The following is a 21792-nucleotide window of genomic DNA, read 5'->3' as shown; positions in this document are numbered from 1 at the left end:
GTCAGCCGGCCGGGAGGGGCTGTTCGGCCCAGATGGTCTTGCCCATGGGGCCCTGCCGGGTGCCCCAGCTCTGGGTGAGCTGGGCGACCATGTGCAGCCCGCGACCGCCCTCGTCGTAGGTGCGGGCACGGCGCAGATGCGGGGCGGTGTTGCTGGCGTCGGAGACCTCGCAGATCAGGGTGCGGTCACGGATGAGCCGCAGGCCGATCGGTACGGCGCCGTAGCGGATGGCGTTGGTGACCAGCTCGCTCACCACCAGCTCGGTGACGAACGCCGCCTCCTCCAGTCCCCACGCGGTGAGCTGGCGGGTGACCTGGGCCCGGGCGTCGGCCACGACCGCCGGGTCGGAGGGCAGCGACCAGGCGGCGACCTGGTCGGCGTGCAGGGCGCGGGTGCGGGCGAGGAGCAGGGCCACGTCGTCGTAGGGACTCGCGGGCAGCAGGGCCCTCAGGATGGTGTCGCAGGTGGCTTCCAGGGAGGTGACGGGACCGGCCAGGACCTCGCAGAGCCGGTCGAGCCCCAGGCCGACGTCACGCTCCCGCGCCTCGACCAGGCCGTCGGTGCAGAAGGCCAGCAGACTTCCCTCGGGCAACTCCAGCTCGGTGCACTCGAAGGGCAGCCCGCCGACCCCGAGCAGCGGGCCGGGGGTCAGCTCGACCACGCGGGCCGTGCCGTCGGGGAGCAGCACGACGGGCGGGACGTGACCGGCGCTGGCGAAGGTGCACACGCGGGACACCGGGTCGTAGACGGCGTACAGACACGTGGCGCCGATCTCGCCGCTGACGAGGTAGGGCTCGTCCGGGTGGATGTCCTCCAGGTCCGTGGCGAGATGTGCGACCAGGTCGTCCAGGTGGGTGAGGAGTTCGTCCGGGGGCAGGTCGACGTCGGCGAGGGTGCGGACGGCGGTGCGCAGCCGGCCCATGGTGGCGGAGGCGTGGATGCCGTGTCCGACCACGTCCCCGACGACCAGGGCCACGCGGGTGCCGGACAGCGGCACGACGTCGAACCAGTCACCGCCGACGCCCGCGCCGGTCCCCGCGGGCAGATAGCGGTACGCCACTTCGACGGCCGCCTGTTTGGGCAGGTCCCGGGGCAGCAGGCTGCGCTGGAGCGTGAGGGCGTTGGTGCGTTCGCGGGTGTAGCGGCGCGCGTTGTCGACGCCGACCGCCGCCCGGCCGGCGAGTTCTTCGGCGAGGATCAGGTCGTCCGGCTCGAAGGGCGGGGAGCCGCCGCTACGCGTGAAGACGGCGACGCCGAGGGTGATGCCCCGGGCGCGCAGCGGGGTGGCCATGACGGAGTGGAACCCGAACTCCGCCACCCGGGCGGTGCGCCGCTCGTGCCCCGCGATCCAGGCGGCGAAGTCGGGGTCGTCCACGCCGCTGAGCACCGGTTTGCCGTCGGCCAGGCAGCGGGCGGGCGGTGAGAACGGCGGGTAGGTGTCCATGTCGCCGAGGTCGATGGCGGCCTCGGGGACGTCCTCCCCTTCGGCGGTGGACTGATGGGCGACCCTGCGCAGCACCACGGCCGCGTCGACCGGTCCCGGTACCGGCTCCTCGCCGCGCAGCACCGAGTCGAGCAGGTCCACGCTGACGAAGTCGGCGAGGCGGGGCACCGCGAGGTCGGCGAGCTCCTGGGCGGTGCGGGCCACGTTCAGGGTGGTGCCGATGAGGGTGCCGGCCTCCTGCAACAGGGCGAGCCGCTGCCGGGCCGCGTGCTGGTCACTGCTGTCGAACGCGGCGGTGCCCACCCCGACGACCTCACCGGTGCCGGGGTCGCGGACGGGCCACAGCTCGATGACCCAGGCACGGTGACGGGCCGAGCTGAGGAGGACGGCGGACGGGGCTCCGGGGCCGCAGGACGGCTCCGGGGCCAGACACTCGTAGCGCAGCGGGGCCCCTTCTTCGGCGACCCGGCGCACGCACCGGAGGAAGCCTTCGTCGGCGAGGGCCGGCGCCCGCCGCTCACCGCCCGTCAGGGCGGCGCGCTCCCCGCCGCCCCGCGCGACCGCGTTCCGCTGCCATGCGCCGGACGCCGTGGCGTGGGTCGAGAGCGCGATCGAGGACTGGTCGAAGGCCCACTGCACCAGGGGCGGGCCCGGGTCCGGGGAGAGAGCCACGACGAAGGACCGGACCCTGCCGTCGACGTCCAGCGAGGGCTGGGCGTGCAGGGTCGTGGTGACGCGGTGGCCGTCCCGATGCCGCAGTGCCGCCGTGCCCCGCCATTCCTGGGCGCCGGTGAGGGAGAGCCCGGTCGCCTCGGGAGCTCCCGCCCCGAGGAGCAGATCGACCGCGGGGCGCCCTACGACCTCCGGGGCATGGTGGCCCAGCAGTCGTCGAGCGCCTTCGCTCCACCCTGTGACCACGCCGTCCAGGCCGAGGGTGACCGTCGCGACATCCGATGACCACCGGCTGTGACCGTTCCCTTGATCGAATGTGGCCATTCTTGCTCTATTCGCGCGCGGTGAGGTGCCTCACAGACCCAGACTGCGCGCCGCACCGGAATCGGACAAGTCAGACCCGGCGTCCCGTGGGCACGCAGGCGTCAGACCGCTATCGCACTGCTGCCTGTCTCTCCGTGTCCCTTCGCTTCTCTCACGGCGCGCTCCCCGGGTCGCAGCAGCCCTCGCGCCGCAGCTGCCGGCTCACCTCGAGCCAATCCGTAGCGGACGAAGCATCGGACCGCGCGCCGGAGCGCCGCGCGGATTCGAAGGCGTCCACGAGGTCCGCCTGCTCGAAGGGCACACCCCCGCGCAGCACCGCCACCGTGCGGATCAGGGTGTCGAAGTCGGTGAAGGGATCACCGTCCACGACCGTGAGATCGGCGAGCTTGCCCTCCTCCAGCGTGCCCAGGTCGGCGCCCGCGCCGAACACGCGGGCGGGCAGCACGGTGGCGGTGCGCAGGGTCTCGGCCGGCGAGAGCCCGGCGCGGTGCAGCGCCCGCAGGGCGAGGTGCAGATGCAGACCGACCGGCACGAGCGGCTGGTCGGTGCCGAGCGCGACGAGCCCGCCGTCGGCCAGGATACGTCGGTAGACGGCCAGCTCCCGGTCGAGCGTGGCGAGTTGGGCGGCGGTGGGCGGCTGTCCGGACTGCTGACGGACCAGCGCGGTGTCCCACGGCGGCATCAGTGTGGTGACCCGGCGGTCCGCGGCGAGCGCGGGGTCGGCGCCCAGCAGGGCGAGCGCCGTGAACGGGGTGGCGATCAGGTGGAAGCCCGCCTCGGTGTAGATCTCCTGGACGTCCTGGTAGGCGCGGCCCGTGGCGGAGGTCGCGTGCCCGAACTCCAGTCGCTGCGTGGCCTGCAGATGGGTCGTCAGGTCCTGTCCGAGCTGGACGCCCGGTGTGCAGAGGTGGCTGCCGCTGCGCACCCCGAGGCGTTCGTGCGCGAAGTCCGTGGCCTCCTTCATCACCCAGCCCGGGGCGCGGACGTACGTCTTCACGAAGTCCCAGTCCAGCGCCGCCCCGCGCGCCAGCGAGCGCCGCAGCCCCTCGGGGGTGCGGTGCGCGCGGCCCATGCTGTAGGCGACCCGGGCCCCGTCGAGCAGTTCGCCGGTGGCCAGCAGCCGCGGCCCGGCGAGGGCGCCCGCGGCGACGGCCTCGCGGATGCGGGCCTGCTCGTAGGCGAAGCCGCCCAGGGAGACGGCGGTCGTGATGCCGTAGGAGAGCTGGAGGGCGGTCTGGCGGCCGCCGTAGGTGCTCTGCCAGGGGTGGGTGTGCGCGTCCCACAGTCCCGGGAGCACGGTGCGCTCGCTCGCGTCGAACCGGCGTGCGGACGGCCGCCCGGCGCGGTGCGGGGAGACCTCCGCGATACGGCCGTCACGGATCAGGACGTCGACGTCCTCGCGGACGTCCGGTCCGGTGCCGTCCCAGAACCGGCCGGCGTGCACCAGGGTGTCGACGGGACGGGGACGCCGGTAGTCCAACGGCACCTTGACCGTACGGGACTTGCCGCTGCGGACGTCGATCAGGCGCAGGGCGCCCGCGGAGAGGTAGAGCAGGGTGCGGGCGTCGGCCGACCAGGAGGGGTGGTCGGCGGGCTCGGTGGTGAGGCGGCGCGGTTTCCCCTCGGGGGTGCCGTCCGCGCGGACCGGGAGCAGCCACAGGGCGGACTCGGCGATGACGGCCATCCAGCGGCCGTCCGGCGACCAGACCGGGCCCGAGTCGTAGCGGTCGGACAGGGAGGTGTGCGGGGCGAGGGCGTGCAGGGCGGCGGTGCCGGTGGTCGTGTCGACGACCCGGATGAGGTTGTAGCCCTCACGGAAGCGCTGGTTGAGCCGGTTGCGGTCGCACAGGGCGATGTACCGTCCGTCGGGAGACCAGCTGGGACGGCCGGGCAGACCGCCCGCGCCGAGCGGGGCGACGAGGGTCCGTTCGCTGCCGTCGGGCAGGTCGCGCACGACCAGGTTGCCGGACATGTCCAGGCAGGCCAGCCGGGTCCCGTCGGGCGAGAGCGCGGGGAGCACCCGGCCGCCGTCGGCGAGCACGGTCTCCTCGCCGGAGTCGAGGTCGCGGCGCCGCACGGCGAACAGTCCGTCCCGGTCGTCCGCGTAGAGGAGACCCGTGCCGTCGGGTGTCCAGGTGGGTCCCAGCACATAGCGTGTGTGCGGGACCTGAAGAACCTTGCGGGGTGGGCGCCCGCCCGAAGTCCCAGCTGTCCATAGGGAGTTGAGAGCAGCGAAGGCGACGCTGCGGCCGTCGGGCGAGAGCGCGGGCAAGTGCAGTGAGCGCACACGCCGGATGCCGGTGCCCTCGAAGTCGTACGCCTTGCCGCGGTAGTGGGGCCGTTCCACCGGCATCGTGGCCGTGAACGGGATCTCCTCCCCCGCCGCGGGCGCCTCGGGGTCGAGGAGGCGGAAGTGGCCGTCCACCGCGATCAGGAGCCGTTCGCCGTCGGTCCAGCGGGGCGGGGCGGGCAGGACGTCGCCGTCGACGGTGACGGGCGCGCCGTCCACGACGAGGGTGCAGGAGGCGGTGGGCGCGGGCGTGGTGCGCAGATATACAAGGCGGCCGCGCGGTGAGACGGCCGGCGTCATCAGCTGGGCGCCGGAGTCGTCGGTGTGCTCCACGGTGACCGGTCCCGAGCCGTCGGCGGCGACGGAGGCCACGGTGTCGGCCCGCAGGGTGCCCGCGGCGGTGACGGCCGCCCGCACGAACAGCACGCGCTCGCCGTCCGCCGACCAGGTGGGGTCGAAGTCCTCCCAGACACCGCCCTGTGCCGGGCCCTGCTGTCCGGGGCGTCCGGTGAGCCGGGTCAGCGCTCCGGAGCGCACGTCGACGACCCAGACGCGGTACGGGCTGCCGGTCACGGTGTCGCCGCCGCGTTCGGAGGCGAACGCGATCCGGGTGCCGTCCGGCGACCAGGCGGGGCCGCGGTCGTCCCAGGGTCCGTCGGTGAGCTGACGTACCTCACTGCCGTCGGGGCGCAGTGTCCACAGATGGAAGCCGCCGCCGCTGTAGGAGCACACCACGAGGCGGCTGCCGTCGGGCGAGAACTGCGGGCGGGTGGGTTCGAGGCCGGGCGGGGTGAGCGCGACGGCGGTGCCACCGGTGCGCGGGATCGACCAGAGCACGTTCTGCACTTCGGCGACGAGACGGTCACCGGCTGGGGAGAGCGTCGCGGAACCGCCGGTGGCGGCGGTCAGGGTGAGGGTGGCCGGGTGGGAGGGGGCGGCCCCTGAGGCGGCCACAGCGGGTGGACCGACCGCCGCGACGGCGGTGGCGGTCACGCCGGCGGCCTGGAGGAATCTGCGGCGGGAGAGGGGACCGGGCCAGGAAGTGTCGGGTGTGCCGTGGATGTCCAAGGGGGCCTCCGGTGCGCGCGGGTGGGGTGCCGGACGACAAGGGCCCTTCCCCTCAGGGACCGGCCCTGCGCCCGAACACCGTGTCCGGGGGCGGTTTTTGGCCCCCGGACATCAACCCCTCAGATCACAGACCGTCACGCACCATCGCGGCGACGATCCGCACGTGGCGTTCGGCCGCCGTACTGGAGAACTCCTTCTCGTAGTTGAGGGCCGCAGGGCCAGAAGTGCCCGCCACCGGTGGACAACTTGGCCGAGGAACCGTCGTCCGGGGACGTGGACCTCGGTGAGGTCGCTGTCGCCCGGCCTGGCGAGGACCAGCCCGAGCTCGTGCGCATGAACTCAACGATTCCGGCATCCGGCGACGGACCCTCGCCAGCCCCGTTCAGCGCACGAGACAGGGACGCTTGGCGTCGAAGGTCCAGTCCTTGATCAAGTACTGCATCCCCACGGCATCGTCACGGCCCGCCGAGGCCACCTTCTCGTGCAGTTCCTCGGCGGCCTGGAGCCGGTCGCGGTCCAGCCGGACCCCGAGGCCGGGCGTGTCCGGGACGGCGACCTCGCCGCCGGTGATCCGCGGCGGCTCGACGGTGAGCCGCTCCATGCCCTCCTGCCAGATCCAGTGGGTGTCGAGGGCGTTGTACTCGCCCGGGGCGGCGGCACCGCAGTGCGCCATCATCGCCAGCGAGATGTCGAAGTGGTTGTTGGAGTGACAGCCCCAGGTCAGGCCCATCGCGTGGCACAACTGGGCGACCCGGACCGAGCCCTGCATGGTCCAGAAGTGCGGGTCGGCGAGCGGGATGGACACCGACTGCAGAGCGAGCGCGTGGGTCAGCTGCCGCCAGTCCGTGGCGATCATGTTGGTCGCGGTGGGCAGCCCGGTGGCCCGGCGGAACTCCGCGAGGATCTCCCGGCCGGAGTAACCGCCTTCCGCCCCGCAGGGATCCTCGGCGTAGGCGAGCGTGCCGACGAGCGGACGGCACAGTTCGACCGCCTCGCGCAGGGACCAGGCGCCGTTCGGATCGAGGGTGATCCGGGCCTCGGGGAACCGTTCCTTGAGGGCGCGTACGGCCTTCACCTCCTCGCCGCCCGGCAGGACACCGCCCTTGAGCTTGAAGTCGCGGAAGCCGTAGTGGTCGTAGGTGGCCTCGGCCTGGCGGACGATCGCCTCTGGGGTCAGCGCCTCCTCGCGCCGGACGCGGTACCAGTCGACGTCGGCGCCGGGCTCACGGACGTAGCCGAGGTCGGTGCGGTCCGGGTCGCCGACGTAGAAGAGATAGCCCAGGACCCTTACGGCAGACCGCTGTCGGCCGTCGCCGAGCAACGCGGCGACCGGGACGTCGAGGTGCTGTCCGAGCAGGTCGAGCAGCGCCGACTCGACGGCGGTGACCGCGTGCACGGTCGTACGGAGATCGAAGGTCTGGGCGCCGCGGCCGCCCGAGTCGCGGTCGGCGAAGGTGTCGTGGATCGTGCGCAGGACGCGTTTGTAGTCGCCGACGCGGGCACCGACGACCAGGTTCTCGGCGTCGCGGAGGGTCCGGGTGATGCCGTCACCGCCCGGCACCTCTCCGAGGCCGGTGCGTCCCTCGGAGTCCTCCAGGACCACGATGTTGCGGGTGAAGTACGGGGCGTGGGCGCCGGAGAGGTTCAGGAGCATGGAGTCCCGGCCGGCCACCGGGTGGACGGAGAACTTCGTGACGACGGGCTGGCTCATTGCGGTGCGGTGTCCTTCTGGTGAGTCTTCTGATGAGTGGGGGCGTCAGACCTTCAGGGCGTCCAGTACCTGTTCCAGGACCAGTACACCGCCGAGGCCGAGGATCGCGAGCACCGTCGTGTACGTGGTGCGCGCCTTGATCGCGTCGATGACGGACAGGTTGAAGTACTCCTTGAACATCCAGAATCCCGGGTCGTTGACGTGCGAGAAGGCGATCGACCCGCAGGAGACCGCGAGCACCATGACCTCGGCGTGGACCCCGCTGCCCGCGAGCAGCGGCAGAGCGACGCCGGAGGCGGTGACGACGGCGACGGTCGCGGAGCCGAGGGCGATGCGGAGGATCGCCGCGATCAGCCAGGCCAGGATGATCGGCGAGATGGACCAGCCGTCGGACACGTCCTTGATGTAGTCGGATATCCCGCCCTCGACCAGGACGTTCTTGAAGGCGCCGCCCGCTCCGATGACCAGCAGGATCATCGCCATGGCCTGGGCCGCCTCCCGGCACGAGGTGCTGACGTCGGCGAGGCTGCGCCCCATGCGCGGCCCGAACACCCAGGCGGCGACCAGCAGGGTGAGCAGCAGGGCGATGGGCGCGGAGCCGATGAACGCGACGAAGTGCAGTCCGGCGCTGTCCCCCGAGGTGGCCAGGTCGGTCACCGCGGCACCGGCGATCAGCACGACGGGCAGCAGCGCCACCGCCAGCGACCAGCCCATGCCCGGCATCTCCTCCTCCTCGAAGACCCGTTCGCTGACCAGGCCCTTGGGGATCTCGGGGTTCATCCGCCGGACGAAGGGCAGGCGCGGCCACAGCAGCGCGATGAACGCACCGACCGGAACGGCGATGAACAGGCCGTAGAACAGGGTGAGTCCGACGGAGGCGTGGAAGGTGGCCGCGACCGCCGTGGGGCCGGGGTGGGGCGGCAGGAAGCTGTGCATGGTGGACAGGGCGATCGACATCGGCAGCCCCACCCAGAGCAGGTTCGTCCGGGTGACCCTGACGAGGGTGAAGGCGACCGGCACGATGATCACGAAGGCGACCTCGTAGAACATCGTGACGCCGATGAGCATCGCCGACAGCACCATGGCGACCTGCACCCAGCGCGGTCCGCACACGTCGAGGAGCTTGCCGGCGATGCGTTGGGCGGCCCCGGAGTCCCCCATCACGCGGCCCACCATGGCACCGAGCCCGATGGTGAGCATGGTGTCGCCGATCTGGTCCCCGATCCCCTCGGAGAGGACGTCCGGGATGTCCTCGAGACCGATGCCCCGGACCAGGGCGACCCCCACGGCGACCAGGAGGAGGGCTGCGAAGCCGTTCAGTTTGAGCTTCGTCATCAGAAAGAGCAGGACCAGGACGCTGATCCCGACCACGACGAGCGGCATGTGTCAGTTCTCCCTTGAACTGGCAGGGCGGTGAGGAGAGGTCACCGGGGTGCTCCGCGAAGTCATCCCACTGAACACGATCCTCATACAAAGACATCGTCTACATATGAGGACGGAGGCTAGATGCATGAATCGCCAACGGTCAATGGGTCTGCGCGAATCGCCTTACGATCGGCCCATGTCGCAGCGCCCAGGCGTACCCGAGGTCAAGTCGGCGGTCCGTACCGTCGCGGTGCTCGAACTGCTCGCCGCCCGGGGTGAACGGCCCGCGAGACTGCGCGAACTCTCCGAGGCGCTGGGCGTCCCCCGGAGCAGCATGTACGCCCTCCTCCAGACGCTCGTGGAGTGCGGCTGGGTCCGCACCGACGCGACCGGGTCCCTCTACAGCGTCGGGATCCGCGCCCTGCTCACCGGCACGAGCTATCTGGACAGCGACCTGCGCGTCCGCGCCGTACGGCCGTATCTCGACGAGGCGTCCGACGCACTCGGTGAGACCATCCACCTCGCGCGGCTGGACGGTGCGGACGTCGTCTACCTGGCCACCCGCGAGTCGCACGAGTACCTGCGCACGATCAGCCGTGTGGGCCGGCGGGTGCCCGCGCACGCCGGGGCGCTGGGGAAGGCACTGCTCGCGGAGCGCCCGGACGACGAACTCCCTCTCGGCGACGGTCCGTTGAACGCCTTCACAGCCAACACGCATACCAGCCGAGCCACTCTGCTGGCCGATCTCGCCGAGGTGAGGGCGCGCGGTTACTCGGCCGAACGGGAGGAGACGGTCGCCGGGATCGCCGGGTTCGGGTTCGCCCTGCGCTACGAGACACCTGCCGTCGACGCGATCAGCTGCTCGGTGCCGGTGTCCCGGCTCACGGGGGACCACGAGGTGCGCATCGTGGCCGTGATGCGGGAGATGCGGTCGAAGATCGAATCGGCGGTGCTGCTGCACGGCCAAGGGTGAAGGTGAGGGCGCCCGTGGACCGGACGCTGTGCCCATGCGGTCGCCCACCACACACCATGGGCAGTTCTGGCATCGTCGGGTCCTTGCCCCGGAGAGACTCCATGGCACAGAGCGGGCGAACTCCTGCGCTGCCGGGCGCCGTTGACGGCCCATCCGGTTCCCGAGTCGGCGGAGACGGCCCGGCCGCGGCCGGTGCTTCCTTCGGGCTCTGCGGATGCCCGGGCCGGTCGGACGATCCCCCGCGCCATCCGACCGGCCTTCGGTGGTGCCAGCGGGGACGTTATCGGCCCGCCGCCGTCGCGGTCTTGGAAGAATGTGCACTCCCGGACAGAGCCATCGCCCCCTCCACCCGGCGCGCGGCCACCATCCGCCCTGGCGTGGTCCCGGCGATGGCCCGGAACTCGCGGTTGAGGTGCGCCTGGTCGTAGAAGCCGCAGGCCGCGGAGACCTCGGCCAGGCTCACGGCCCCGCGACCGAGCAACGCAACGGCGCGGCGGAAGCGGAGCACCCGCGCGGACGCCTTGGGAGCGAGCCCGATCTGCTGGGTGAACCGCCGGCTCAAGTACCCCTGGCTCCAGCCCACTTCGGCGGCGATCCGGGCGATCGGGATCGCCCCCGCGCTCCCGGAGAGCAGGTGCCATGCCTGCGCCACCTCGGGCGCGGGCAGCGGGCCGTCCTCGAGCCGGGTGAGCAGGGCCGCGTCCAGCAGGTCGAACCTGGCGGCCCAGTCCGGCGCGGCCGTCATCCGCTCCACCAGCACGCCGGCCCCGGGCCCCAGCACGTCCCGTATATCGACGGCCAGGTTCGTCAACTCACTCATCGGCATGCCGAACAGCCGGTACGCGCCCAGTGGCGTGAACTCCACCCGGATCGCCTCCTGGCCGCCTGGATGGGTACAGATCGCCGGCCGGTCCTCCAGCCCCACCACGAGCGACCCGATACGCCCGCTGCCCCCGCCCCGCACACCCAACCGCCGCACCTGCGAGAACGGCTCCGCGAGACTGATCAACAAGGTCGCCCGCCCGGTCGGCACCAGTCGAGCCTCGTACGGGGTGGCCACCGCTTCCCAGTAACCGACGTAGCTGCGTAAGTACGGCCGTAACCCCGGATGCCAGGGCCGTGTCACCCGCCACAGCCCACCGAGCCGCGCGATCTCGACCGCACCGGCACCCGCACCCGCACCCGCACCCGCCATGTCATCACGTGCGCCAAGAACCACCTGGAGCGCTCCTCCCACTCACAAGGAACCGCCCTGAGCCCACCGCCTGACAGCTCCGTGACATCCAGCATCCAACGCCACCGCGCACGATCATGAGGGTCACCCCCACCCCCCGCTCACCCGAACACCCTTGCCGACAATCGAGCACACGCCTACGCTGAGTTTGTGCCGCCGATAAACAAAATGCGACCACGCATAGCCGTGCCGGACAGCTCCCTCACCCGACTCCGTATCGCCCTCACCGTCTTCTTCGCCCTCGACGGCTTCGTCTTCGCCGGGTGGGTCGTGCGCATCCCCGCGATCAAGGAGCAGACCGGCGCCTCCGCCAGCGCCCTCGGCCTCGCCCTCCTCGGTGTCTCGGCCGGCGCGGTGATCACCATGATGCTCACGGGACGGCTGTGCCGCCGCTACGGCACCCACCGGGTCACCGTCGTCTGCGCGGTTCTGCTCTCCCTCAGCGTCGCCCTGCCGCCGCTGACCCACTCCGCGCCGGCACTCGGCGCCGTGCTGCTGGTCTTCGGTGCCGCGTACGGCAGCATCAACGTCGCGTTCAACAGCGCCGCCGTCGATCTGGTGGGCGCGCTGCGGCGGCCCGTCATGCCCAGCTTCCACGCGGCCTTCAGCCTGGGCGGAATGCTCGGTGCCGGGCTCGGCGGGCTGGTCGCCGGTGGCCTGTCCCCCACGTGGCACCTGTTCGGTCTCACCGTGATCGGACTGCTGGTCACCGTTGTCGCGGGCCGCACCCTGCTGCGCATCGAGCCCCCGACGCCCACGCCGCCCCCGACGCCCCCGACGCCCCCGACGCCCCCGCAGGACAAGCCGGAGCGGATGTCCGCACGTCACCTCCCGGGCAACCCCGCCCCCGCCCCTCCCCGCACCCGCGGCCTCGTCGTCACCTTCGGCCTGATCGCCCTGTGCACGGCCTACGGAGAGGGAGCCCTGGCCGATTGGAGTGCCCTGCATCTGGAGCACGACCTGGACGCCACGCCTGGTGTCGCGGCGGTCGGTTACTCGTGTTTCGCGCTGGCCATGACCATCGGCCGGCTGACCGGCACCAGGCTGCTCGAACGACTCGGCCAGACCCGCACGCTCGTGGGCGGCGGCACCACCGCCGCGCTCGGCATGCTGCTCGGCGCCCTCGCCCCCTCCGTCTGGGTGGCGCTGCTCGGCTTCATGATCACTGGGCTCGGGCTGGCCAACCTCTTCCCCGTCGCCGTCGAGCGTGCGGGCAGGCTGGCCGGGCCCGACGGGGTCGCCATCGCCTCCACCCTCGGCTACGGCGGGATGCTCCTCGGCCCGCCCGCCATCGGCTTCATGGCCGACTGGTTCTCTCTCCCCGCCGCCCTCACCAGCGTCGCGGCACTCGCCGCCACCGCCGCGGTCATCGCAGCGCTGACCCGACGCGCGGCAGCGGGCTGACCACGGACGGGGGCGGACCGGCGACCCCGCTCTCCGGGTTGCACGGGCCAGGCAGGCCCATCCGGAGCGCTCCGGATCACGCCGGTTCACGCCGGTTCACCCGGGATGGGCCACCGCTTCCTTCTGCAACTGCACGGCCGCCAACAGGCTCAGCTTCGGCTCCGCCTTGCGCAGTGCCCGCACCGCCGCGACCGAGCTGATGTCGCCCGTGAAACCGACGGCGGCCAGCCGGGAGCGGACCCAGCGGGCGCGCAGCACGGTCTCGTGGGCCGAGGCGGTGGACTCGACGAGCGCCACGGCGCGTTCCAGCCCGGGGCGTTCCTCGGGCGAGGCTTCGTCCAGCGCCTGGCGCAGGGCGGCCCCGACGACGTCCGAGTCCCGGACGAGCAGCACGAAGTCGTGTTTCTTGTTCAGTCCCGCGATTCCCGGCATGCGGAACATCGTGGCGTCATGTTCCGTGTGCGACAAGCGACTTGAGGAGCTTCAGAGACTCGGCCCCGCTCGGCCGCCCGCCGCTCCGTCAGGCACCGCGCGTATCGCTCAGCCCAGCTTCTTCAGCAGTTCGGCGGCGAGCGGCGCGGAGGACGCCGGGTTCTGCCCGGTCACCAGGTTGCCGTCGACGATCACATGCGGGGCCCACGGCTCGGCCACCTCGACCTGGACGCCGGCCTCGGTGAGCCGGTCCTGGAGCAGCCACTTCGCCTTGTCGGCGAGGCCCGCCTGGGTTTCCTCGGCGTTGGTGAAGGCGGCCACGCGGCGGCCCGCGAACGCGTTGGAGCCGTCCGCCCTGGTGGCGGCGAGCAGCGCGGCCGGGGCGTGGCAGACGACCCCGAGGGGCTTGCCGCTCTCCAGGGCGCGGGTGAGCAGTCGGCCGGAGTCCGCGTCGACCGCGAGGTCCTCCATCGGTCCGTGGCCGCCGGGGTAGAAGACGGCCGCGTAGTCGTCGAGGTTCACCTCGTCCAGCCGTACCGGGTGCTGGAGTTCGGTGGCCGAGGTGAGCACCCCGGCGATACGGTCGGCGTTCTCCTGCCCGCCGTTGACCTCGGCCGCGAGGCTGCCCTTGTCCACGGTCGGCACGACCCCGCCCGGGGTGGCCACGACGATCTCGTGGCCTGCGGCCTTGAAGGCCTCGTACGGGGCGACGGCCTCCTCGGCCCAGAAGCCGGTCGGGTGCTGGGTGCCGTCGGCCAGGGTCCACTGGTCGGCACCGGTCATCACAAAGAGGATCTTCGACATGGTGAAACCGTAGCCCTGCCCTGCTATAGAAATCCAATAGGCTCATGCATATGAGGGATAGGAACACCAATGGCTCCGAGGACGCGGGGTCGGGGCCGGCCGTCGGGGTGCCGCTCGACCTGAACCTGCTGCGGACCTTCCTGAGCGTGTACCGCACCGGTTCCTTCACCGCCGGGGCCCGTCTCCTCGGTCTGTCCCAGCCCACGGTCACCACGCAGATCCGCACTCTGGAACGGCAGTTGGGCCGCGAGCTGTTCGAGCGCCGGGCGCGGGGTGTGACCCCGGCGCCGTACGCGGACGAGCTCGCCGCCCGGATCGTGCAGCCCCTGGACTCGCTCGCCGCGGTGGCGGGGGCCACCGGAAGCGCGGAGGACGGCCCGGCCGAGCCGGTGCACCTGGCCGGCCCGGCCGAGTTGCTGTCCCGGTGCGTCCTGCCCGGGCTCGCGCACCTGGTGGAAAGGGGCGTACGGCTGCGCATCACGCCGGGTCTGACCGAACCGCTCCTGGACGACCTGCGCGCGGGCCGCCACGACCTGGTGATCGCCACGTTCCGGCCACGCGGCCGCACGCTCACGGCCCTGCCGCTCAACGACGAGGAGTTCGTCCTGGTCGCCGCCCCCGCCTGGGCCCGGCGGATCGGCGCACCGGAACACCTCGCGGCCGCGCTGCACGGCGTCCCGCTCATCGCCTATGCCGAGGACCTGCCGATCGTGCGGCGCTATTGGCGGCACGTCTTCGGCCGACGCCTGGTACGGCAGCCGGCCCTCACCATGCCCGACCTGAACGGCGTGAAGGCCGCAGTGGTCGGGGGATCCGGATTCACCGTGCTCCCCCGCTATCTGTGCGCCGGGGAGCTGGCGTCGGGCGCACTGGCCCTGCTGCACGACCCCGACGACCCGCCCATCAACACGGCCTTCCTGGTACAACGCCCCGGCACCTCCGGCAACCCCCACGTGGCACTGACCCGGGACCACCTGCTGCAAGCCGCCCGCGACTGGTAGCCCGGCGGCGGCAGCGGCCACGCGCGGGGTCGGTGACCGGGGGCGGGGGCGGGGCTGGACGGGTCGGTCGCCGGGCTGTGGCGGGAGAAGTCCGACGTGGTCTAGGAGGATGCCTCCAACATCCGGGTGAGGACCGAGCGTTGCACCGGCAGGGCGTCACGGTGCAGCGCGCGCCCCTTGGCCGTGAGCGAGACGCGTACACCCCGCCGGTCCTCCGCGCACATCCCGCGCTCGACGAGTCCGTCCTTCTCCAGCCGGGCGATCAGCCGCGACAGCGCGCTCTGACTCAGATGGACCCGCTCGGAGATCTCCTGCACACGGTAGGCGCAGCCGCCGTCGGCCAGGACGTCCAGCACCTCGAAGTCGCTGCCGCACAGGCCGTGTTGATGGAGAGCGCGGTCCAGTTCGCACTGCGTGCGCGCGTGCAGCGCGAGGATGTCCCGCCACTGCTCCGCGAGTGCCCGCTCGGGCTTCTTCGCCACCATGCGCGGCACCGTAGCAGAGAAGACGAATTATTGCACCGGAATTAAATGCGCTTGCATTCGATGCATGCGCATGTAGTGTCTTCGGCATGACCTCTCCGCTCACCACCCCCGCGGACCCGTCCTCAGCGGTCCGCTGGACACCCAGGCTCTGGGGCACCCTGCTGGTGCTGTGCGCCGCGATGTTCCTGGACGCCCTCGACGTCTCCATGGTCGGCGTCGCGCTCCCGTCCATCGGCGCCGACCTGGGCCTTTCCACCTCGACGCTGCAATGGATCGTCAGCGGCTACATCCTCGGCTACGGCGGTCTCCTGCTCCTGGGCGGCCGGGCCGCCGACCTGCTGGGCCGGCGCCAGGTCTTCCTGGTGGCCCTCGGAGTCTTCGCGGTCGCCTCGCTCCTCGGCGGCCTCGCCGATTCGGGCCCGCTGCTGATCGCCAGTCGTTTCATCAAGGGCCTCAGCGCCGCCTTCACCGCGCCCGCGGGCCTGTCCATCATCACCACGACCTTCGCCGAAGGCCCCCTGCGCAACCGCGCGTTGTCCATCTACACCACCTGCGGCGCCACCGGCTACTCGATGGGCCTGGTCTTCTCGGGCCTGCTCACAGAGGCCAGTTGGCGCTACACCATGCTGCTGCCCGCGCCCGTCGCCCTGATCGCCCTCGTCGTCGGTCTGAGGCTGCTGCCGCGCAGTGAGCGCGAGCAGAGCACCGGCGGCTACGACATCCCCGGCGCCGTCCTCGGGACCGCCTCGATGCTGCTGCTCGTGTTCACGGTGGTCCAGGCACCGGAAGCGGGATGGGGTTCGGCCCGCACGCTCCTGTCCTTCGTCGCCGTGATCGCCCTGCTGGCCGCCTTCGTGGCCGTCGAGCGGCGCAGCCAGAACCCGCTGATCCGGCTCGGCGTGCTCCGCTCGGGACCCCAAGTACGGGCCCAGTTGGGCGCGTTGACGTTCCTCGGCAGCTATATGGGCTTCCAGTTCCTGGTGACCTTCTACATGCAGCAACTGCTCGGCTGGTCGGCGCTGCACACCGCGCTGGCCTTCCTCCCGGCGGGTGCGCTCGTGGCCCTGTCCGCGACCAAGGTCGGCACGGTCATCGACCGGTTCGGCACCCCGCGGCTGATCGTGGCGGGCTTCGCGCTGATGGTCGTCGGCTATCTGCTGTTCCTGCGCATCGACCTCGACCCGGTCTACGCGGCGGTGATCCTGCCGACCATGCTGCTGGTCGGCGCCGCCTTCGCGCTGACCTTTCCGTCGCTCAACGTCCAGGCCACCAACGGCGTGGACGAGCACGAGCAGGGCATGGTCTCGGGTCTGCTCAACACCTCGGTCCAGGTGGGCGGCGCGCTGTTCCTCGCCGTGGTGACGGCGGTCCTGACAGCGAACGCGCCCGGGGAGGGCGCGTCCCCGCAGGCCGTGCTCGACAGCTATCTGCCCGCCCTGACGGTGGTCACCGGGATCGCGGTCCTGGGTCTGCTGATCTCGCTCACCGGCCTGCGCGTGAGGCGTCGGCAGGAGAGCGTGGTCGTCGCCAAGTCCACCTCCCTGGAGGAGACGGAGCGCGTGGTCGTACACGACTAGCGCGCACCGGGGGACGCCTCCTCCGACACCGGGTGCCCGGCGGAGCCTGCTTGCTCCGCCGGGCATCCGGCTGTGAGACTCGGGGGATGGAGACGTACGGGGGACGCCGGAACCAGGCGGCGCGGGACGCCGCCACCGTCGAGACCGGATACGCGCTGTGCAGCGCGCTGTTCGCGGCGGCGGTGCTGTTCGGGGCGGTGGCGGGACCGGCGCTGCTGTTCGAACTGCCGGGCACCGTGGAGACGTTGCTGCTGCGGGCCGGGCTCACGATCGCCCCCGTGGTCTTCGTCGCCCGGGTGATCAGTGTGCTGGTGCGCTTCCGGCGGGAGCGACCTCAGCCCAGCCAGCCGGGCCGCACCAACCCCGACTCATAGGCCAGGACCACCAGTTGGGCGCGGTCGCGGGCGCCCAGCTTGACCATCGTGCGGCTGACGTGGGTCTTGGCGGTGAGCGGGCTGACGACCAGGCGGCGGGCGATCTCCTCGTTGGACAGACCGATGCCGACCAGGGCCATCACCTCCCGTTCCCGCTCGGTGAGTCCGGCGAGGGCGCCTTCGGCCTCGGGCTCCTTGGAGCGGGCCGCGAACTCGGCGATGAGACGGCGGGTCACCCCCGGCGAGAGGAGCGCGTCGCCGTCGACCACCGCCCGTACGGCGCGCAGGAGTTCCTCCGGCTCGGTGTCCTTGACCAGGAACCCTGAGGCGCCGGAACGGATCGCCTCGAAGACGTACTCGTCGAGCTCGAAGGTGGTGAGCATGACCACCTTCACCTCTTTCAGGGCGGTGTCCTCGGTGATGCGCCGGGTCGCGGCGAGCCCGTCGAGCAGCGGCATCCGGATGTCCATCAGGACGATGTCCGGCCGCAGTTCACGCACCTTGCGCAGCGCCGCCTCACCGTCCGGGGCCTCCCCCGCCACCTCGATGTCCGGCTGCGCGTCGAGCAGGGCCCGGAAACCGGCCCGCACGAGCGACTGGTCGTCGGCGAGCAGTACGCGGATCACCGGTCGTCCTCCTTGGCCTTCACCTTGAGCGGCAGTACGGCGAGCACCCGGAACCCGCCCTCGGGGCGCGGCCCCGCCTCGATCGTGCCACCGAGTGCGGCGGCCCGCTCCCGCATTCCGGCCAGACCGTTGCCGCTGCCGCCCGCGTCGGCACCGGTCGCGGGTCCGTCGTCGTCGATACGCAGTCGTAGCGCGTCGGTGTCGTGATCGAGTCGCACGCGCGCGTGCCGCGATCCCGAGTGCCGTACGACATTGGTGAGCGCCTCCTGGACGATCCGGAAGGCGGCGAGGTCCGCGCCGGGCGGCAACCCCGGCGCCGTTCCCTCCACCTCGACCGTGAGGCCCGCGCCGGCCGCCTGGGACACCAGCTCGGGCAGCCGGTCGAGGCCCGGCGCGGGGGCGCGCGGCGCGTCTCCGGGGGTGCGCAGGGTGTCGAGCACCTGGCGGACCTCGCCGAGCGCCTCCTTGCTGGCGGCCTTGATGGTGCTGAGCGCGGTGCGGGCCTGTTCGGGGTCGGTGTCGAGGAGGGCGAGGCCGACGCCGGCCTGGACGTTGATGACGGAGATGCTGTGCGCGAGGACGTCGTGCAGTTCACGGGCGATCCGCAGCCGCTCCTCGTCGGCGCGCCGCTGTGCGGCCCGGGTCCGCTCGGCCCGCTCCCGGGCCCACTGCTCACGGCGGGTCCGGGCCAGCTCCGAGACGGCGACGATGGCGACGACCCAGGCGGCGATCACACCCTCCTGCCCCCAGGGGGCGGCCGAGTCCTTGGACGGCGGCAGCCACTGGTAGAGCCAGTGGGCCACCAGGACATGCCCGGCCCACAGCATTCCGAGCGCGGTCCAGGCGGCCTTGCGGTGTCCGGCCACGACGGCGCTGAAGCAGGCGAGGGCGACGGTGAGGAACACGGGCCCGTACGGATACCCGGCCCCGAGGTACAGCATCGCGGCAGCCGCCGTACCGAAGACGACGAGCACGGGCCGGCGATGCCGCCACAGCAGCAGCCCGGAGCCGATCACCAGCAGCGCCCGCGCGAACGGATCGAGCGCGGCCCGCTCGCCGACCTGCTGATGGGCCGCGTAGTTCGACCCGCCGAGCACGAAGAACGTGAGCACCAGGGTGGACGGCCACGGCCACCGGGCGCCGCGCCCGTCGCCGCCGGCATCGCGCCACCACGGCGGCCCGTGCCACCAGCGCGGCGAACCTCCCCCGCGCACGCCCTGCTCACCGTCCATGACAGCCACGCTAGACGCCCCGGCCGGGCCAGGACGTCCCCCGAGCGTGGTGATCACGCCTACTCCCGGCGAAGTACGACAGTGGCAGCGGGACCCGGTCCTGTCACCGCCTCCCCGGATGCCTCCTACCGGAGCCCCACGCCTCGCCCCAGCTGCCGTACCGCATGCCGGAAGAACGGTTCCCGCTCCTCCACCACCCGGTGGAACTGGCCGAAGAGTTCGAAGCCGACCAGGCCGAAGAGCTGGGCCCAGGCCGCCACGAGAGCCGCGGCCGCGGGGGCCGGGAGGTCCGGGGCGAGGTCGGCGGCGATGCGGTCGGCCTCGCCGTGCAGGTCTTCGGGCACTGCGGGCAGCTCCGCCAGGCCGCCCGGACCGGAGTGGGCGTCGCGGACGATGCCGATCAGGAGGAGGCCGACGCGGGCGGCGGGCGGGACGGTGGTCTGCGGTGCGGTGTAGCCGGGGACGGGAGAGCCGTAGATCAGGGCGTACTCGTGCGGATGGCCGAGCGCCCAGCGGCGGACCGCCTCGCACACCGCGACCCAGCGCTCCTGCGGGGCCGCCTGCGCGACAGGCTCGTGCGCCCGTTCCGCGCTCTCCCCCAGGGAGTCGTACGCGTCGATGATCAACGCGGTGAGCAGGTCGTCGCGGCTCGGGAAGTAGCGGTACAGCGCCGACGAGACCATCCCCAGCTCGCGTGCCACGGCCCGCAGCGAGAGCTTCGCCGCGCCCCCCGCCGCGAGCTGCCGGCGCGCCTCGTCCTTGATGGCGGCGGTGACTTCGATCCGGGCGCGGGCCCGGGCGCCTTGTGCGGTGCTCATGCGGATCAGTGTTCCACAGAAGCAGAGCAGTGCACACATTCGAGAGCACCGCTCTTGCTTTGGGTCGCCGATCCGTGCAGACTGGTCGCACCGAAAGCGAGAGCACCGCTCTCTCAAACAAGGGGGGTCGTCGTGTCCACGCACGTCCAGAAGCCCGGCTGGTTCACGGTCAACGTCTTCAACCGCATGGTGGCCTGGCTCACCCGCCGTGGTCTCAGCGTCTGGGGCTCCCGTGTCCTGGCCGTGCGCGGCCGCAAGAGCGGCGAGTGGCGGACCACCCCGGTGAACCTGCTGACGGTGGACGGCCGGCAGTACCTGGTGGCGCCACGCGGCCATGTCCAGTGGACGCACAACATGCGCGCGGCCGGCGGCGGCGAACTGCACCTCGGCAAACGCGTGGAGGCCTTCACCGCGACCGAGGTGGGCGACGACGACAAGGTCCCGCTCCTGCGCGCCTACCTCAAGCGCTGGAAGGCCGAGGTCGGCGTCTTCTTCAAGGGAGTCGGCCCCGACTCCCCCGACGCCGACCTGCGCCGCATCGCGCCCGACCACCCCGTCTTCCGCATCACGGTCAAGAGCTGACCTCCCCGCCCTCGGGGGCCCCGGCGGGACGCGGGTCCAGCGCGGCCAGCGCCCGCTGGGCCATCGGCCGGCCCCGGACCAGCTCGCCCAGCGAGGTCGCGCCCTGGGTGATCTCCCGGAACGCGTTCCACGCGGGCCGGAAACCCGTCAGCGCCGCGTGGAACAGGCCGGGGCGGCGCTCGAACGCCGTCAGCATCCGCTTGCCGACGCTCATCTCGACGCCGAGACCCGCCTTGACGGCGAACGCGTAGTTCAGCGCCTGGCGCCGGGCGTCCACCGCGTCATGTGCCTCCCCTATCCTGACCGCCCACTCCCCCGCGAGCCGCCCGGAACGCAGCGCGAAGGAGATGCCCTCGCGGGTCCACGGCTCCAGGAGCCCCGCCGCGTCACCGCACACCAGCACCCGCCCGCGTGAGAGCGGCGAGTCGTCGGCACGGCAGCGGGTCAGGTGGCCGGAGGAGATGCTCGGTTCGAACCCGGCGAGGCCGAGGCGCCCGACGAAGTCCTCCAAGTACCGCTTGGTGGCCGCGCCTTCACCTCGCGCCGAGATCACCCCGACCGTCAGGGTGTCCCCCTTGGGGAAGACCCAGCCGTAACTGCCGGGCATCGGGCCCCAGTCGATGAGCACCCGCCCCTTCCAGTCCTCGGCGACGGTCTCCGGCACCGGGATCTCCGCCTCCAGGCCGAGGTCCACCTGGTCGAGCTTCACCCCGACATGCGCGCCTATCCGGCTGGCGCTGCCGTCGGCACCGACGACCGCCCGCGCGAGCACCGTCTCGCCGCCCTGGAGGAGCACGGCGACCGTACGCCGGTCGGGCACCGCCGAGCCGTGCTGCTCGACGCGCTGCACGGTGACGCCGGTGCGCAGTTCGGCGCCCGCCTTCTGGGCGTGCTCGACGAGCTGCTGGTCGAACTCGGGCCGGTTGATCAGCCCGAACAGCATCTGCTTGGAGCGCCGGGTCCGCGTGAAGCGGCCGTTGTTCGAGAACGTGACCGCGTGCACCCGGTCCCGGAACGGCAGCTCGAAGCCGGGCGGCAACGCGTCCCGCGAGGGACCGATGATGCCGCCGCCGCACGTCTTGTAGCGCGGCAGCTCGGCTTTCTCCAGCAACAGCACACGCCGTCCCGCGACCGCCGCCGCGTAGGCGGCCGAGGCGCCCGCGGGGCCCGCCCCCACCACGACGACGTCCCACACCCGCTGCGCGTCGTCCTGCACGCCGTCCGCCGAAGAGTCGTCCGCCGAAGAGTTCTCGCTGCTCACGATGGTCTGCTGCTCCCGATCAAGCCGTTGCCGCACCTGTCTCCCGCATCCTACGGCGGGCCCGCCCACAGACCACTGTGGGAGGATCTACGGCACTCACAGGTACAACGTCGCA

The 21792-nt window shown here is 72.2% G+C and carries 18 protein-coding genes and 1 pseudogene; 6 read left to right on the top strand and 13 right to left on the bottom strand.

What is annotated here, in order from left to right; translation table 11 throughout:
• Nucleotide 1: 1 nt before the first annotated feature.
• The 5 genes and pseudogenes from D1369_RS36815 to D1369_RS36800 all read right to left on the bottom strand — a co-directional run bounded on the left by D1369_RS36815 (nt 2) and on the right by D1369_RS36800 (nt 8892).
• Nucleotides 2–2440, bottom strand: a complete 2439-nt coding sequence (locus D1369_RS36815; protein WP_118082867.1) for a SpoIIE family protein phosphatase — start codon at nt 2438–2440, stop codon at nt 2–4.
• Between the two features lie 151 nt (nt 2441–2591).
• Nucleotides 2592–5798 carry an amidohydrolase family protein gene (locus D1369_RS36810; protein WP_118082866.1) on the bottom strand — a complete coding sequence of 1069 codons (3207 nt, stop codon included), beginning with the start codon at nt 5796–5798 and terminating at the stop codon, nt 2592–2594.
• Between the two features lie 124 nt (nt 5799–5922).
• A pseudogene (locus D1369_RS43195) lies at nt 5923–6127 on the bottom strand (hypothetical protein); the annotation flags it as partial.
• A gap of 53 nt (nt 6128–6180) precedes the next feature.
• Nucleotides 6181–7509 (bottom strand): enolase C-terminal domain-like protein, encoded by a 1329-nt coding sequence (locus D1369_RS36805; protein WP_118082865.1) that lies wholly within the window; start codon nt 7507–7509, stop codon nt 6181–6183.
• A 45-nt stretch (nt 7510–7554) separates the two neighbouring features.
• Nucleotides 7555–8892, bottom strand: coding sequence for a gluconate:H+ symporter (locus tag D1369_RS36800; protein ID WP_037899030.1), 1338 nt, complete (start codon nt 8890–8892; stop codon nt 7555–7557).
• 178 nt (nt 8893–9070) lie between these two features.
• Here D1369_RS36800 and D1369_RS36795 point away from each other — a divergent pair, with 178 nt between their 5' ends.
• Entirely contained in the window at nt 9071–9847 is a 777-nt protein-coding gene (locus D1369_RS36795; protein WP_037899033.1) for an IclR family transcriptional regulator, read from the top strand.
• A gap of 280 nt (nt 9848–10127) precedes the next feature.
• Here D1369_RS36795 and D1369_RS36790 read toward each other — a convergent pair whose 3' ends face one another.
• On the bottom strand, nt 10128–11042 hold the full coding sequence (locus D1369_RS36790) for an AraC family transcriptional regulator (RefSeq protein ID WP_007380144.1): 915 nt from the start codon (nt 11040–11042) through the stop codon (nt 10128–10130).
• A 207-nt stretch (nt 11043–11249) separates the two neighbouring features.
• On the opposite strand from D1369_RS36790, the gene D1369_RS36785 reads away from it, so the two are divergent.
• Complete coding sequence (locus tag D1369_RS36785) at nt 11250–12485, top strand: MFS transporter (protein ID WP_037899035.1); 1236 nt, start codon at nt 11250–11252, stop codon at nt 12483–12485.
• A 96-nt stretch (nt 12486–12581) separates the two neighbouring features.
• Here the strand turns inward: D1369_RS36785 and D1369_RS36780 are convergent, their stop codons facing one another.
• Both D1369_RS36780 and D1369_RS36775 read right to left on the bottom strand, forming a co-directional pair.
• Nucleotides 12582–12917 (bottom strand): hypothetical protein, encoded by a 336-nt coding sequence (locus D1369_RS36780; protein WP_037903071.1) that lies wholly within the window; start codon nt 12915–12917, stop codon nt 12582–12584.
• Nucleotides 12918–13025: 108 nt separating this feature from the next.
• Nucleotides 13026–13721: a type 1 glutamine amidotransferase domain-containing protein gene (locus D1369_RS36775; protein WP_007380147.1), complete on the bottom strand. Its 696-nt coding sequence runs from the start codon at nt 13719–13721 to the stop codon at nt 13026–13028.
• Nucleotides 13722–13771: 50 nt separating this feature from the next.
• Here D1369_RS36775 and D1369_RS36770 point away from each other — a divergent pair, with 50 nt between their 5' ends.
• A complete protein-coding gene (locus D1369_RS36770; RefSeq protein WP_007380148.1) occupies nt 13772–14722 on the top strand; it encodes a LysR family transcriptional regulator in 951 nt (316 codons plus the stop codon).
• A 101-nt stretch (nt 14723–14823) separates the two neighbouring features.
• Here the strand turns inward: D1369_RS36770 and D1369_RS36765 are convergent, their stop codons facing one another.
• Complete coding sequence (locus D1369_RS36765) at nt 14824–15207, bottom strand: MarR family transcriptional regulator (protein WP_037899042.1); 384 nt, start codon at nt 15205–15207, stop codon at nt 14824–14826.
• A gap of 86 nt (nt 15208–15293) precedes the next feature.
• Between D1369_RS36765 and D1369_RS36760 the strand changes: the two genes are divergently transcribed.
• Nucleotides 15294–16784, top strand: a complete 1491-nt coding sequence (locus D1369_RS36760) for an MFS transporter (RefSeq protein WP_007380150.1) — start codon at nt 15294–15296, stop codon at nt 16782–16784.
• 86 nt (nt 16785–16870) lie between these two features.
• On the top strand, nt 16871–17158 hold the full coding sequence (locus D1369_RS36755; protein ID WP_007380151.1) for a DUF6332 family protein: 288 nt from the start codon (nt 16871–16873) through the stop codon (nt 17156–17158).
• On the opposite strand, the gene D1369_RS36750 is transcribed toward D1369_RS36755, so the two are convergent.
• From D1369_RS36750 to D1369_RS36740, 3 genes are all read right to left on the bottom strand, one after another.
• Entirely contained in the window at nt 17119–17784 is a 666-nt protein-coding gene (locus D1369_RS36750; protein WP_007380152.1) for a response regulator transcription factor, read from the bottom strand. The two genes, D1369_RS36755 and D1369_RS36750, sit on opposite strands and share 40 nt — an antisense overlap.
• A complete protein-coding gene (locus tag D1369_RS36745; RefSeq protein WP_086023189.1) occupies nt 17781–19016 on the bottom strand; it encodes a sensor histidine kinase in 1236 nt (411 codons plus the stop codon). Before D1369_RS36745 ends, D1369_RS36750 begins: the two co-directional genes overlap by 4 nt.
• A 125-nt stretch (nt 19017–19141) precedes the next feature.
• Nucleotides 19142–19834 (bottom strand): TetR/AcrR family transcriptional regulator, encoded by a 693-nt coding sequence (locus D1369_RS36740; RefSeq protein ID WP_037899048.1) that lies wholly within the window; start codon nt 19832–19834, stop codon nt 19142–19144.
• A 132-nt stretch (nt 19835–19966) separates the two neighbouring features.
• On the opposite strand from D1369_RS36740, the gene D1369_RS36735 reads away from it, so the two are divergent.
• Nucleotides 19967–20416 carry a nitroreductase family deazaflavin-dependent oxidoreductase gene (locus tag D1369_RS36735; RefSeq protein ID WP_028807788.1) on the top strand — a complete coding sequence of 150 codons (450 nt, stop codon included), beginning with the start codon at nt 19967–19969 and terminating at the stop codon, nt 20414–20416.
• Here D1369_RS36735 and D1369_RS36730 read toward each other — a convergent pair.
• Complete coding sequence (locus D1369_RS36730) at nt 20406–21677, bottom strand: geranylgeranyl reductase family protein (RefSeq protein WP_037903072.1); 1272 nt, start codon at nt 21675–21677, stop codon at nt 20406–20408. The genes D1369_RS36735 and D1369_RS36730 overlap by 11 nt on opposite strands.
• Nucleotides 21678–21792 lie beyond the last annotated feature (115 nt).

The sequence above is a fragment of the Streptomyces sp. CC0208 genome, assembly GCF_003443735.1.
Taxonomy (GTDB): Bacteria; Actinomycetota; Actinomycetes; order Streptomycetales; family Streptomycetaceae; genus Streptomyces; species Streptomyces sviceus.
Note: the sequence above shows the minus strand (reverse complement) of the source record. Positions and strands in the feature narration are given on the sequence as shown.

Excerpts from the sequence above, each read along its gene's own strand:
- D1369_RS36745 (WP_086023189.1), bottom strand. The coding sequence starts at position 19,016 with ATGGACGGTGAGCAGGGCGTGCGCGGGGGAGGTTCGCCGCGCTGGTGG.
- D1369_RS36755 (WP_007380151.1), top strand. The coding sequence starts at position 16,871 with ATGGAGACGTACGGGGGACGCCGGAACCAGGCGGCGCGGGACGCCGCC.
- D1369_RS36780 (WP_037903071.1), bottom strand. The coding sequence starts at position 12,917 with ATGCCGGGAATCGCGGGACTGAACAAGAAACACGACTTCGTGCTGCTC.
- D1369_RS36760 (WP_007380150.1), top strand. The coding sequence starts at position 15,294 with ATGACCTCTCCGCTCACCACCCCCGCGGACCCGTCCTCAGCGGTCCGC.
- D1369_RS36765 (WP_037899042.1), bottom strand. The coding sequence starts at position 15,207 with ATGGTGGCGAAGAAGCCCGAGCGGGCACTCGCGGAGCAGTGGCGGGAC.
- D1369_RS36795 (WP_037899033.1), top strand. The coding sequence starts at position 9,071 with ATGTCGCAGCGCCCAGGCGTACCCGAGGTCAAGTCGGCGGTCCGTACC.
- D1369_RS36785 (WP_037899035.1), top strand. The coding sequence starts at position 11,250 with ATGCGACCACGCATAGCCGTGCCGGACAGCTCCCTCACCCGACTCCGT.
- D1369_RS36775 (WP_007380147.1), bottom strand. The coding sequence starts at position 13,721 with ATGTCGAAGATCCTCTTTGTGATGACCGGTGCCGACCAGTGGACCCTG.
- D1369_RS36800 (WP_037899030.1), bottom strand. The coding sequence starts at position 8,892 with ATGCCGCTCGTCGTGGTCGGGATCAGCGTCCTGGTCCTGCTCTTTCTG.
- D1369_RS36770 (WP_007380148.1), top strand. The coding sequence starts at position 13,772 with ATGAGGGATAGGAACACCAATGGCTCCGAGGACGCGGGGTCGGGGCCG.
- D1369_RS36790 (WP_007380144.1), bottom strand. The coding sequence starts at position 11,042 with ATGGCGGGTGCGGGTGCGGGTGCGGGTGCCGGTGCGGTCGAGATCGCG.
- D1369_RS36805 (WP_118082865.1), bottom strand. The coding sequence starts at position 7,509 with ATGAGCCAGCCCGTCGTCACGAAGTTCTCCGTCCACCCGGTGGCCGGC.
- D1369_RS36815 (WP_118082867.1), bottom strand. The coding sequence starts at position 2,440 with ATGGCCACATTCGATCAAGGGAACGGTCACAGCCGGTGGTCATCGGAT.
- D1369_RS36740 (WP_037899048.1), bottom strand. The coding sequence starts at position 19,834 with ATGAGCACCGCACAAGGCGCCCGGGCCCGCGCCCGGATCGAAGTCACC.